Annotated in this window: 12 protein-coding genes; 4 read left to right on the top strand and 8 right to left on the bottom strand. The window is 33.4% G+C overall.

What is annotated here, in order from left to right; translation table 11 throughout:
* Window positions 1-189: 189 nt before the first annotated feature.
* Window positions 190-387 carry a hypothetical protein gene (locus tag GN105_RS12855; protein ID WP_173014981.1) on the top strand — a complete coding sequence of 66 codons (198 nt, stop codon included), beginning with the start codon at window positions 190-192 and terminating at the stop codon, window positions 385-387.
* A gap of 183 nt (window positions 388-570) precedes the next feature.
* On the opposite strand, the gene GN105_RS08625 is transcribed toward GN105_RS12855, so the two are convergent.
* The 3 genes from GN105_RS08625 to GN105_RS08615 all read right to left on the bottom strand — a co-directional run bounded on the left by GN105_RS08625 (window position 571) and on the right by GN105_RS08615 (window position 3193).
* Complete coding sequence (locus GN105_RS08625) at window positions 571-1530, bottom strand: hypothetical protein (protein WP_155285001.1); 960 nt, start codon at window positions 1528-1530, stop codon at window positions 571-573.
* Window positions 1531-1707: 177 nt separating this feature from the next.
* A complete protein-coding gene (locus GN105_RS08620) occupies window positions 1708-2085 on the bottom strand; it encodes a hypothetical protein (protein WP_155285000.1) in 378 nt (125 codons plus the stop codon).
* Between the two features lie 112 nt (window positions 2086-2197).
* Entirely contained in the window at window positions 2198-3193 is a 996-nt protein-coding gene (locus tag GN105_RS08615; RefSeq protein ID WP_155284999.1) for a glycosyltransferase family 2 protein, read from the bottom strand.
* A 121-nt stretch (window positions 3194-3314) separates the two neighbouring features.
* Between GN105_RS08615 and GN105_RS08610 the strand changes: the two genes are divergently transcribed.
* Both GN105_RS08610 and rpe read left to right on the top strand, forming a co-directional pair.
* On the top strand, window positions 3315-4175 hold the full coding sequence (locus GN105_RS08610; protein ID WP_018279989.1) for a sigma-70 family RNA polymerase sigma factor: 861 nt from the start codon (window positions 3315-3317) through the stop codon (window positions 4173-4175).
* Window positions 4176-4298: 123 nt separating this feature from the next.
* Entirely contained in the window at window positions 4299-4943 is a 645-nt protein-coding gene (gene rpe, locus GN105_RS08605; RefSeq protein ID WP_155284998.1) for a ribulose-phosphate 3-epimerase, read from the top strand.
* On the opposite strand, the gene GN105_RS08600 is transcribed toward rpe, so the two are convergent.
* From GN105_RS08600 to GN105_RS08580, 5 genes are all read right to left on the bottom strand, one after another.
* The gene (locus GN105_RS08600; RefSeq protein ID WP_155284997.1) at window positions 4944-6290 is read right to left on the bottom strand and encodes an alpha-L-fucosidase; all 1347 of its coding nucleotides are present in this window, start codon (window positions 6288-6290) and stop codon (window positions 4944-4946) included.
* Window positions 6291-6430: 140 nt separating this feature from the next.
* Complete coding sequence (locus GN105_RS08595) at window positions 6431-6730, bottom strand: immunity protein TriTu family protein (RefSeq protein ID WP_155284996.1); 300 nt, start codon at window positions 6728-6730, stop codon at window positions 6431-6433.
* Entirely contained in the window at window positions 6717-7193 is a 477-nt protein-coding gene (locus tag GN105_RS08590) for a hypothetical protein (protein ID WP_155284995.1), read from the bottom strand. The genes GN105_RS08595 and GN105_RS08590 overlap by 14 nt, the downstream gene beginning before the upstream one ends.
* 3 nt (window positions 7194-7196) lie before the next feature.
* A complete protein-coding gene (locus GN105_RS08585; RefSeq protein ID WP_155284994.1) occupies window positions 7197-7604 on the bottom strand; it encodes a hypothetical protein in 408 nt (135 codons plus the stop codon).
* An 82-nt stretch (window positions 7605-7686) separates the two neighbouring features.
* Window positions 7687-8787 (bottom strand): hypothetical protein, encoded by a 1101-nt coding sequence (locus GN105_RS08580; protein WP_175577630.1) that lies wholly within the window; start codon window positions 8785-8787, stop codon window positions 7687-7689.
* A 690-nt stretch (window positions 8788-9477) separates the two neighbouring features.
* Between GN105_RS08580 and GN105_RS08575 the strand changes: the two genes are divergently transcribed.
* Entirely contained in the window at window positions 9478-12555 is a 3078-nt protein-coding gene (locus tag GN105_RS08575) for a SusC/RagA family TonB-linked outer membrane protein (RefSeq protein WP_155284993.1), read from the top strand.
* Window position 12556 lies beyond the last annotated feature (1 nt).

The following is a 12556-nucleotide window of genomic DNA, read 5'->3' as shown; positions in this document are numbered from 1 at the left end:
CAAACCTTTGATAATCACTTCTGAAAGATGAACCACACTATCCTTTTCTTGTGTTTTTTGAGCAAAGGAAAAACCAAACACCAATAGAAAGATACTGAAAAGATTTTTTTTCATTCGTTTTTAATACGATTGTTTTAAAAAGTATGGTAAAATCTCTTTTTTGATTTTGTTATTTGTTCTTTTCCTTAGATGAAAAGAACCAAAAATCAAGGCTTTGGATACTACGCTAAAAATCAATTCTCACATACTCCGCTTTCGCGGACTTTGCTGAAAATCTCCAAACTTGCTCCCTACGGTCGCTTCGGACAATGGAGATTTTCAACGCTCCATTCATTGATTTTCTTAACGCTTCATCTCCAATGCCATCAGGAAATATTTCGAATGTAAGAATATCAAAATAAAAGAAATTTTACCATATTTCTCATACTAAAAAGTAAAAGTACGATGCCTTAAAAAAGACGTATTTTTGTCAGGCTGAGCGTAGTCGAAGCCCTGTAATGATAAGGCTTCGACTACGCTCAGCCTGACAATAAGAACCACCATCATACTTTTTATACACGGTCTAAAAAGTTATTTTCCTTCAGGAATATCTACTCGCAAGTGTACCTCACTAACGGTGTCAAAATCTTCTTTGGTTTTCGGAGTTTTAGGGACTTCTGTTCCTGCAATAATCTCTCCCTCAGCATTTTTTATTTGAAAATTCAATTCCCAATGACCACTCATTGAATAGTTGATATTGGCTTTGTGAAAACCATCAGGTTGTGCTTTGAAGTCGTCAAAAGGTGTAGAATGATTTTGCATATCAGCTCCAGGCATACGCGGGTCTAACAACAATGAAAAATCTTTTGCCAATGGAAAAGAAGTCATCGATTCGGCTTTGAACAAACCTGCTATAACATTGTCGTTGCGTCCGATGTGGTGTTGCATTGGGCTGATAAGTGCCAAAATGTACATTTTTTCGTCTTTTCCTCTAAATCTTGTGAATTTCAGATGACTGTCTTTGGGTTGTTTTTGAATTTCGATGTGTTGTTTCTGAACTTGAAATTCTTTGCCAGAAATGGTGTAATTCAGGCTGAAATCCCAATGCCCGAGTTCGCCTGTATTCATTTGAAAAACAGCATATCCTCGATAATGATTGTTGTTTACTTTCGTCAAATTTTCAGTATGCGGACACGAATGTGAATGCTTGATTTTTTTCGAATCCCCATTATCGTACATACGCATCATTGGTAAAAAAGTGATTTTTTCAGGCAATAATGATTTTCCTGTTTTTACTTCTGTAATGGTAATATAAATATCGTTATATCCGGTGTATAAAGCTCCATTGATAGTTTTTACAGAAATTACGTGATTATTTTCAGTAAAATTTGCCACTTCTTTAAGTTTATCCAAAGGTGTAGGAATATCGGAAGGTGCTGCAGGACTGATATTTTTTGTTTCTTCAATTGGTTTTTCAATGTTTTTGTCGTCTTTCGAACAAGAAACAATCAAAAAAGTAAATAAAATGGTGATATATGTTGCTATTTTCATCTTAAATTGCTATTTAAATTAATAATTTTCGTTGTTTTTGGAATATAAAACCCCTTTGAAGATATTTTTTATCTTCAAAATATTAAAAGATTGAGTTTTGCAACGTTAAAGCTTCGACTTCGCTCAGCCTGACAAATCAGTATATTGATGGCAAAAATCAATCAAAAATGAAGAAAATTACGCGAAAATAGGGGGATGAAAAATAGCAAAATGGATTTTTTCCCAATAAGGATTTTTGTGGTAAAATTTGTGTTGTATATTTTGTTGTTTTACTAAAATGGAATATGAAAAATTCTCGTGAGTAATCCAATTGAAGTCTGTGGCGAATTTCTCAAAATTAAAGTCGTTATTTTTCTCATTTTCAGAAGCAATATCGGCAAGTTTACATTTTCCGTTGCAATGCATTTCTGGTTTATCTTGATTCTGACAGAAATTTTTCGTAAAACCTTCATTATCTACAAGATAATAGGTAAAATAAACTCCTGTCCGTAAACTACTATAAAGCACGGAAAAGGTTATCAATAAAATACCTATGTAGCACCACCTTGTTTTCACTGATGGCAAAGATAAGAAAAATATTACAACGGTTTGATTAAAATCATAAATAAACGTTGAAAATTTCAAAAATTGAAAATGTGTCCTCTTTTATAATAAAAAATCAGCGTAATTATTTGAAAAATAAATGTGGAAATAACGTTTCTGGTTTTTTGGAAGAAAAACAAAGTTTCATAGTTGCAAACAAAAAGCTAAAGCCATAGCTGAAAAACTGCACCAAAATAGCCCAAACAGATAAAAAGCCGATTTTTATACTTTTATTTGTTCTGGCACTATCCAACATTAAAAAAATGAAGTAGGAACCATAAACAAAAATTCCCTGAGGACGTCCTAAAAAAGCAAACAAAACAGAGAGAATAAGCCCTAATGAAAAACATAGAGGTAACCAATACGTTAGTTTTTTAGTGTTTGGATACCAGTGATTTAGAATGGCACGTGTTTGTCCGAATTTACTAACTTGCTTTTTGAATTTTGCCCACGAAATTCTGCGTTTGTGATAAACGAAAGCATCTTCAATAAATGCTGTTTTGAATCCTTTCTGCCATAAACGGATTACTAAATCAGGGTCTTCTCCGGGGTGTATTTTTCCAAATCCTTCTGTGGCTTCAAAGGCTTTTCGGGAAAGCCCCATATTGAAACTACGTGGTTCAAATTTTTGTACACTTTTGCTATTCCCTCGAATACCTCCAGTGGTTAATAATGAAGTCATTACGTAATTTATTGCCTTTTGAATATCCGTGAAAGTATCATCGGCAGTATCAGGACCTCCAAAACAATCTACATAATTTTTTTGAATAAAATCATCAACAGATTCAAGATAATGTTCTGGTAATAAGCAATCTGAATCCAAAATTATGAAATAATCATTTTTTGCTCGTTGCATCCCATAATTACGAGAAGCCCCAGGACCTGTATTTTCCTTAAATATGTAGTTGATGTTCAACTTATTTGCATACTTTCTGCAAATCTTTTCCGAAGAAATAGAAGAACCATCTTCAATAATAACTACTTCAAAATCATCTTCATATGTTTGTTTTGATATGCTGTTTAAAAGTTCATCAATTTCTTCAGGGCGGTTATATACAGGGATAATGAATGAATACTTCATTAGTTAAATTAATGTTAAAATTAATTCTTTTTGTAACTTTCTTTCTACAAATAACGTAAAATGAGTTGTAATCGTTACAAAAGTACTTTTTAGAAACCACAAAAATAAGGATAATTTTTAAATGAGACAACTAAAAATTACCAAACAGGTAACCAATCGTGAAACTGCTTCTCTTGATAAATATCTTCAAGAGATTGGAAAGGTGGATTTAATTACAGCCGATGAAGAGGTAGAGTTGGCACAACGTATTAAGGCTGGGGATAATATTGCTTTGGAAAAACTAACGAAAGCAAATTTACGTTTCGTGGTGTCAGTAGCAAAACAGTATCAAAATCAGGGTCTTACGCTTCCTGATTTAATTAATGAAGGAAATCTTGGACTTATAAAAGCTGCTCAGCGTTTTGATGAAACACGAGGATTTAAATTCATTTCGTATGCCGTTTGGTGGATTCGTCAATCTATTTTACAGGCATTAGCGGAACAGTCCAGAATCGTTCGTTTGCCACTAAATAAAATAGGCTCGATTAACAAAATCAATAAAATGTATGCCTATTTGGAACAAGCTCACGAGCGGGTTCCTTCAGCGGAAGAAATTGCTAAGGAGTTGGATATGTCAGTAAATGACGTAAAAGAATCAATGAAGAATGCAGGTCGTCACATTTCAATGGATGCTCCTTTGGTAGAAGGTGAGGACTCAAATTTGTATGATGTTTTGCGTAGTAGTGAGTCACCAAATCCTGATAAAGAGCTGATATTGGATTCTTTACGTACCGAAATAGAACGAGCTTTGGAAACATTGACTCCTCGTGAAGCGGACGTAATTCGTTTGTACTTCGGATTGGGAGACCAACACGCGATGACACTTGAAGAAATCGGGGAAACCTTTGAACTTACTCGCGAGCGTGTGCGTCAAATCAAGGAAAAAGCAATTCGCCGATTGAAGCATACTTCCCGAAGCAAAATTTTGAAAACGTACTTGTAATTAATTGATATATAGTGTAGATGATAGATAAACACAAGTTTTTAACCTGAATTTTAAGAGGTTGAAAGTTTGTGTTTTTTCTTTTTAAAAATAAACTTATCTTAAAGCAAAAATAAAACAGAAATGATATTAGCACCTTCAATGTTAGCAGCAGATTTTGGAAATTTGCAACGTGATGTGGAAATGGTTAACCAAAGTCAAGCCGATTGGTTTCATATAGATATAATGGACGGTGTTTTTGTTCCGAATATCTCTTACGGAATGCCTGTACTTGATGCGATTAACAAACACACACAAAAACCTTTGGATGTACACTTAATGATTGTTGATCCTGACCGTTATATCTCCACTTTTAAGAAATTAGGAAGTGAAATATTAACTGTTCATTATGAGGCTTGTACGCATCTACACAGAACTGTTCAGGCTATTAAAAATGAAGGAATGAAAGCTGGTGTGGCACTTAATCCGCATACTCCGGTTTTAGTTTTGGAAGATATTATCCAAGATATTGATTTAGTTCTTCTGATGAGTGTAAATCCGGGTTTTGGAGGGCAATCATTCATTGAAAATACGTATAAAAAAATCCGTCAAACCAAAGAGCTTATTGCAAAAGCAAATTCTAAAGCCCTAATTGAAGTTGACGGAGGTGTAAGTGATAAAAACGCCAAACAACTTGTTGACGCTGGTGCCGATGCTTTGGTGGCAGGAAGTTTTGTTTTTAATTCGGAAAATCCGATAGAAACAATTAAACGATTAAAAAATAGCTAATTACATATTCAGTTCTACGGCATTTCCGTGACCTCGATAAAGTATGAGTTTGTCTTCTAATTCTATTTCTAAAATGGTTACGTAAGGGTCAAGGGATTTTTCTGAAGGAACGGAAATGCGTAAAATACCCGGAATATTGTTCCAAGCTGCACCTCCATTACGTTCAAAAGTGAGATTTTCACCAGAATCCAATACTTTAACAGACTTTACTTTTGTTTGAATGCCTTTCAGTTGAATATAATTCTTCGGAGAGTCGAACAAACATAAGTAAAGTTTTTTATGGTCTTTACTTAACATTGTAGGTCCGTAAAAATGCCCATACGGAAGCCCAGCTTCAGTGTTGTAAACAGCTGTTTTGTGTTTTTCAATCCATTTGCCAAGTGCTTCCAAACGTTCGATTTGTTCTTCTGCGATTGTTCCATCGGGTTTCGGACCTATATTAAGCAAAAGATTTCCTCCATTACTGATAACTTCAACGAAAGTACGAATGATTTGAGCCACAGGTTTGTAATTTTTGTCAGAAGGGAAGTAGCCCCAATTATCGTTCATCGTCATACAAAATTCCCAAGCACCTTCAGGACGAACAATAGGAACTCCTTGTTCCGGAGTTTTGTAATCACCATATTCATTAAGCCGTGAATTTACAATTACATTCGGATTCCAATCAAGTAAAAATTGCTTAATTTCAGCAGATTTCCATTCTTCAGCTTTGTGTTCCCAATCACCATCAAACCAATATAAATCAGGACGATAAGCATTTAATTCTTCCAACTGATTAAAATTGAATTTAACAAAACGTTCCCAAGCGGTTAATTTTTGTTCTCCTTTTTGCGGATAGAATTTTTTAGTGTTTTTAATGCGTTCAAAAGTAACTGGTGAATAATCAGGGTGTGACCAATCACAAAGCGAGTAGTAAAACCCTAATTTCATATTTCTTTTACGAACAGCATTGACAAAAGGGGAGAGCAAATCTTTTTTTGCAGCTGCGTGTTTTACGGTACTTAAAGAGCTGTGTTTTGTATTCCACAAAGCTATGCCATCGTGATGTTTTGTTGTGAGAACCACATATTTAGCACCTATTTTTTTAAATAAATCCAACCATTGTTCAGGATTGTAGTTTGATGCCGTAAATTGTGCTCCTTGTTTTAGATAATCGGCGTGGGAAATACGTTTATGATACATCGACCACGATTCTGTGATTCCGTTTACTCCGTAATATCCCCAATGAATGAAAATCCCTAATTTGGCATTTTTGAACCAATCTAATCTGTCGTTAGTAGGCTCATTTTGTGAATATAAATTCAAAAACATTAAGAAAAATACCGAAAGAAATAATTTTTTTATCATATAATTTCGAAAATTTAAAAATCTAATGCCTCAAAGATATAAAAAATACATCGAAAAATCATAAAGAACGAAAGAAAATAGGCTTCTTTCATCATAAGGTTTTACTAAATACAATTCGATTTTAAGTTAATTATTAAAATTTATGTAAAGAACGATTGTAATTCATTGTATTTGGCTTTAAAATCATCGAATTCGGAAAATTCAAATCTATCAAATAAAATATTGTTTTCTGATTCTATATCAATAAGTTCCATAACACAACTATTATCTTCCCACATTGTAAAACGACCAACGTATTTCTTGTTGGTTAAATCAACTACAATTGATTTGGTTTGTGTTTCTCCTTCTTCAAAGTGAATGTATCTGATTTCCATTTCCAAGTTTGGAATCTTTTTAGTGTAAATCCAATTACGAAATTTGAAAATATTAGTCTCTGTCATAAATTATGAATTTAATATCCGTGATGTCTTTCAGATTAATTTCTATCTGTGATTCACGATGCTCTGTGATGCCAATTAGCTTATTATCAATGATTTTCAGCTCTGCAATCGGGTTAGTTTGGTCAAAAAATATTCCCCAAATCAAATTTCCTTCCAAATCTTCACAAACAACAAAACCTTCATTCCCATACGAACCATCTCCGCAAACAAATTTTTGCTTGTCATCAGCGATTAACTCATTCCATATATCCACCCAAGCCCAATTTTCACACGGATTGTACTTTAAGATACTGCTTATTGTGGTGTCGCACAGAGGGGAAACTTCGGCAGATCTTTTCTTTGTATTTGATTCATAGTATGTTACAAAATCAAGGATAATAACATTGTCATTGCCAAAAACAATACAATTAGTGCAAGGCAATTTCTTTTCTTCTGTTTTCCAAATTTTGTTAATTATTGACATATTCTATTTGATTTCTAATTTATCTTCACTTTCCGAATGTGCATTATATACTGTTTTTAGAGTAATTTGCTTACCATCAGTAAGTTTGATGTTAATTTGACTATTTTCATTTTTGTCAATTTCACACCAAATTTTTTCAATAGTTTTATTTTTGATTTGAAAATCGTCAGTTTTATCGATGTAAATGAAATTTTCATCTTTTTCTATTTCGTTTTCTTCCCAATTTTCCCAAAAACCGATGCCAATATCCAAAAAGAATTGATGCCACAAATGATTTTTTACTTTGAGATAAACCATTACCACATTTTTGCAGAGGGGTTCATCATATACTGCAATTAATTTTTCTATTTTTTGCCCGTCGAAACCAGAAAATATAAATTCTTGATTTTGAAAAAGTCTTCCGATGTTCATTCATTATTATTTTTGAAACTAAATTATTTTAATTTTTGAAGAAATAATAGTTTGTTCTTCTTTTTTGAAGAAAATCTTAATTTTATGGCAATTTCTTTTTAAAAACTTCAAAAAGTTCAGGGTTGATTTGTTTGAAGTTTTTTCTGAAATCGGATTGGTCAAAATATCCGGCAACTACCACAAAATCATCGGTTGTTTGTAGTTTAAGCTCCTGTAAATCTTTTTTTAAGGTTTTTGCACATTCAATGACAACTTTGATAGCGGTGCTGTATTTTTCATTCAGTTCTGTTTCTTGATTGAAAAGGTCGAACAAGTTGGAAGTTTCATCGTCAGGCGTAATTTCTGCTGAGTGTGAATAGTCGGCTACATTCCAAATAATATCGATATGATACTCATTTTCAGTCCATTCTTTTCTGTCGGACTGTGTACCGAAGCCAATTTGTGGTGGAATCATATTTTCACCAAAATAACTCAAATTGATACAATACAACTTTTCATTCGGAGCGTTTTTTCGAATAGTTTCCTTTAATAAAGAAAGTAATTTTTCTTGTGAAAGCTCTGTTAATTTCTTGTAAGATAGCTTTTTATCAGGTTTTTGGTGCCAGATATAATCGTCCTCTTTGATGGTTTTTAACTGCCCGATTTCATCGTAATCGTAATTCATTGTACGATTAAAATTTTTACCATAATTATCCACGCCCTGCCATTCTTTGCGGATAAGTTTCTCATTTTCATAGACGAAATGCTCTATCCAATATCCATTTTTCTCAAAAAAGGAATAAATTGCTACCAATCGGTCGTTTTTGTATGTATATTTTTTGACATTTATGAGTTTTTTTTCTTTTCCATAGTCAAAATGGTAGCTTAAAATTTCATTTTTAGCTCTGAAATAGAAAGTTTCATAGAAATTCTCTTTAAAACTGGTCATTTCTCTATTTACAATGATTTCATTTTGGGCATTTACACCATATAAATGGGCATATTCTTGATTTTTGGTAGGTTCTTCCTTCAAGATTTTTCCTTTTGGATATCGATTTTGTTCAAACCAAAAAGGGTTTAATGTAAATATACTATTACTTGCCCAAAACCACCTAACTACTTTACTTTCAATTTCTTTTTTTAGTGATAGATAATTTTCTTGTGCTTCTTTAAAACGTGATTCAATCTCCTTTATGAACTCCATAATTTAACTTTTTAATGATTTTGAAATAATTTTTTTACAAGGTAAAAGTTTCGTGAAAAATAATATTTTTTATATTATCTAAAATATTAAATATCAATAATTTTTAGCAAAAATACATAAAAAAATGAATCATTCCTTATTTTGACGTAGGAAAAAGAAATTCTAAAGCAAGATTTAATTTTTCGTTGATTTTTCTGTGATTATAAAATGGTTAAGAACAGAATGTCAATGGAAGAAACTCTCTAAGAGATATATCTTGGAGAGTAAAAAATAAAGTTAGTAGTCTGTGTATTATCACTTTAATAAGTAAAGACGTTAATTTTTAGGGAGGAATCAATTTATTCATTCAAAAAAGATGAAAATTAAATATATCTTACATTAAATTGGATGATGAAGAAATGGGAAAGGAGAAGATGCTTATTTTGATACGTAATTGTATAAAACGTTTTAAAATAAAGTGAGGTTTTACTCGGATAGATGGTGTTAAAGTTTTGATAATAATATATGAAACCCTAAATCCAATTTGATAAGTAATATTGTACTTGAGGTTTATTACAAAAGGTTTGATAGACTTATGTTAAAAATATTCTAAATAAGTAAACTTGTGGAATAATTTTAAAAGAAATAAATTGCTGATATAAAAGAATTATTTAACTTTGTAACCAAGAAATCTTTAACAAAAATAAACTTATGCAAGTAAAAATTTTAACATTGTTAGCCTTTGTGTTTGGATGGGCTTTAAGTCCCATTATAGCACAAACATTATTGGTTAAAGGAAACGTTACCGATGGTAATGGAGTTCCATTACCAGGAGTGGGTGTTGTGATAAAAGGAACATCGAAAGGTGTCGCAACAGACTTTGATGGAAATTACGAAATACAAACCAAGAGTGGTGATGTATTGGAGTTTTCTTCGCTTGGTTACCAAGTCCAAACAAAAAAAGTGTCAGGATCGAATAAGGTACTGATAATTAATGTGAAACTTGTGGAGGAGGCTAGTCAAATCGATGAGGTGGTAGTTATTGGACACGGCACTCAGAAAAAAGTGAGTGTTTCTGGTGCAGTAGCAACTGTCAAAGGAGGAGAATTAAGATCACCTTCGTCTTCCTTGACAAGTGCGTTCGCTGGACAGCTTGCCGGTGTATTTTCCTCTTCTAGAAGTGGAGAGCCAGGCTCGGCTGCTGAATTTTACATTAGGGGGATTAGTACTTTTGGAGGAAGAACCACGCCTTTGATTTTGTTGGATGATGTTGAAATATCTGCTACGGATTTGGATAACATTCCCGCCGAAACAATTGAGAGTTTTTCCGTTCTGAAAGATGCTTCTGCTACTGCCATTTATGGTTCAAGAGGTTCCAATGGGGTAATGGTGATCAAAACAAAAAATGGAAATAGGAATGAGAAAACAAAAATAGGAATCACTTATGATCAATCATTTAACACGCCTATCAATTTTCCAAAATTTGTTGATGGTGCTACTTGGATGGAACTATTCAACGAAGCACTTCTTACTCGTAATCCAAGTGCCCCTATTCGGTATTCACAAGAAAGAATTGATGCAACTCGTTCCGGTGTAAATCCTTATGTTTATCCTGATGTAAATTGGGAAAAGGTTCTTTTTCGTGATATGGCAGTAAATAAACGAGCTAACATAAATATTCAAGGAGGAGGTGATAAGGCTACTTACTATATGAGTATCCAAGCTAACAATGATGAAGGATTGCTAAGAACTCAAAAAATATATTCATGGGACAACAATATAAACAGATGGGCATATAATTTTCAAAATAATATTACTTATAATTTATCTGAAAGTTCCACGATAGAATTAAGAATGAACGCCCAGATTCGTCAAACAGAAGGTCCTAATTTTGAAAGACGAGGCGATCATGCACCTAACGTTAACTTGACTAGCTTTTTTGGACAAATTTTAGCTTCTAATCCGATAAATTTCCCAGTGTATTATCCTCAAAAACCTGGGGACGAGCACTTTAAGTTTGGTAGTTCAGTCGTTTCAGGTAATAATTTCAAAAGCAATCCCTTTGCTAATATGAATACAGGATTTCATGAAACAAGATCTAATACTATCAACACTGCACTAAAGTTAAAACAAAAATTTGATTTTATAACTAAGGGGCTTAGTATGTCGATGTTAATTAACTTCAAAAATTGGTCACAGAATAGTTATCACCGCTTCGTGGATCCTTATATTTATAGAGTTAAAGAAGGAAGTTATAATCCTGTTACACAGGAATATGAAACGGAACGTTTGGGAACTGGGGGGTCTGACTACATTACTACTTCTGCAAAATTCTTGTCAGGTGATCAAACATTTGATTTTAACACCTCCGTTGATTATGATAGAAAGTTTGGAGAAAATCATAATGTAACAGGTATGCTACTGTACAGACAGCGTGAATATAAGGAGGGAATTTTACCTCATCGTAATCAGTCTATTTCAGGTCGTTTTACCTATAACTTTGGATATAAGTACTTTGCAGAGTTTTCTTTTGGGTACACAGGAACAGAACGTTTACCAAAAGGAGATCGTTTTGAATTCTTCCCTTCTGGGGCTATTGGTTGGGCAGTTAGTAAAGAAGATTTCTTTGCTCCATTAGAAAATGTTATATCTTTCTTAAAGCTCAGAAGTACTTATGGTCTTACGGGTAGTGATGAAACAGGAGGTCCTCACTTCTTATACATAGGTGATGTGAGGCTAGATAATATTGGCTACACTACTGGGGAATCTCTTGGTTTTAGACTTTCGGGGCCAGAGGTGCTTGGTTGGCCAGTTAGAAATGCTCGCTGGGAAAAATCATTACAGTTTAATATTGGTGCAGATATAAAATTTTTTAAAGATGCATTGAGTCTTACGGCTGACTACTACACAGAAGATAGGTACGATATTATGTTAAAGCGTGAAGCTTGGCCACAGTCATTAGGTTATCATGCTGCAAAACCGCACGCAAACAAAGGAAAAGTTTATAAATGGGGATACGAGTTCGGGCTTGACTGGCAACAAAAAGTCACGGACAGTTTTAGTTTCAGGATAAACTCCACTTTTTCCTATACACAGAATAAGTATGTGGATGTTGATGATCCTGTTTATAAATATCCTTGGCAATCAAGAACTAATAAACCGTTAAGCCATATTGAAGGATTTATAGCAGATGGTTTGTTTACTTCACAAGAGGAGATAGATAATAGTCCAAAACAAAACTTAGGTAGTATTCCAATGCCTGGTGATATTAAATACCGAGATATTAATGGAGACGGTTTGATTACTGATGATGATAAAACGATGATATCTCCATATGGGAGAGCTCCTCGTATTCAATACGGTTTTGGAATTAATCTATTCTACAAAAAATTTGATTTTAATGCTCAGTTTAATGGTCAAGCAAAACGAACTATAACTACTGGGTTATTAGCTCCCTTTGGAGAGGGTGACAGACATGTTTTCCAATACATTGCGGATAATCGTTGGACGGAAAGCAACCCTAACCCTAATGCTGCATATCCTCGTTTGGGGCTTCAAACCTCTGATATTGCTAATAATAACCAGTCAAGTACTTTTTGGATGCGTGATGGTAGCTTTTTGCGTTGGAAGGCTTTAGAAGTTGGTTACAAGTTTAAATTTGGACGTGTTTATGTAAGAGGTGAGAATATCGCTATGTTTAGTAGTTTTAAACAATGGGATCCAGAGCTTCATTGGAGTACTTATCCTTTACAAAGAATGTATAACTTAGGTGTTCAACTTAATTTTTAAT

It is taken from the genome of Capnocytophaga felis (assembly GCF_009684755.1).
Classification (GTDB): domain Bacteria; phylum Bacteroidota; class Bacteroidia; order Flavobacteriales; family Flavobacteriaceae; genus Capnocytophaga; species Capnocytophaga felis.
This window is presented reverse-complemented; position numbering and strand designations above follow the sequence as displayed.

Excerpts from the sequence above, each read along its gene's own strand:
- GN105_RS12855 (WP_173014981.1), top strand. The coding sequence starts at position 190 with ATGAAAAGAACCAAAAATCAAGGCTTTGGATACTACGCTAAAAATCAA.
- GN105_RS08625 (WP_155285001.1), bottom strand. The coding sequence starts at position 1,530 with ATGAAAATAGCAACATATATCACCATTTTATTTACTTTTTTGATTGTT.
- GN105_RS08615 (WP_155284999.1), bottom strand. The coding sequence starts at position 3,193 with ATGAAGTATTCATTCATTATCCCTGTATATAACCGCCCTGAAGAAATT.
- GN105_RS08610 (WP_018279989.1), top strand. The coding sequence starts at position 3,315 with ATGAGACAACTAAAAATTACCAAACAGGTAACCAATCGTGAAACTGCT.
- rpe (WP_155284998.1), top strand. The coding sequence starts at position 4,299 with ATGATATTAGCACCTTCAATGTTAGCAGCAGATTTTGGAAATTTGCAA.
- GN105_RS08600 (WP_155284997.1), bottom strand. The coding sequence starts at position 6,290 with ATGATAAAAAAATTATTTCTTTCGGTATTTTTCTTAATGTTTTTGAAT.
- GN105_RS08595 (WP_155284996.1), bottom strand. The coding sequence starts at position 6,730 with ATGACAGAGACTAATATTTTCAAATTTCGTAATTGGATTTACACTAAA.
- GN105_RS08590 (WP_155284995.1), bottom strand. The coding sequence starts at position 7,193 with ATGTCAATAATTAACAAAATTTGGAAAACAGAAGAAAAGAAATTGCCT.
- GN105_RS08585 (WP_155284994.1), bottom strand. The coding sequence starts at position 7,604 with ATGAACATCGGAAGACTTTTTCAAAATCAAGAATTTATATTTTCTGGT.
- GN105_RS08580 (WP_175577630.1), bottom strand. The coding sequence starts at position 8,787 with ATGGAGTTCATAAAGGAGATTGAATCACGTTTTAAAGAAGCACAAGAA.
- GN105_RS08575 (WP_155284993.1), top strand. The coding sequence starts at position 9,478 with ATGCAAGTAAAAATTTTAACATTGTTAGCCTTTGTGTTTGGATGGGCT.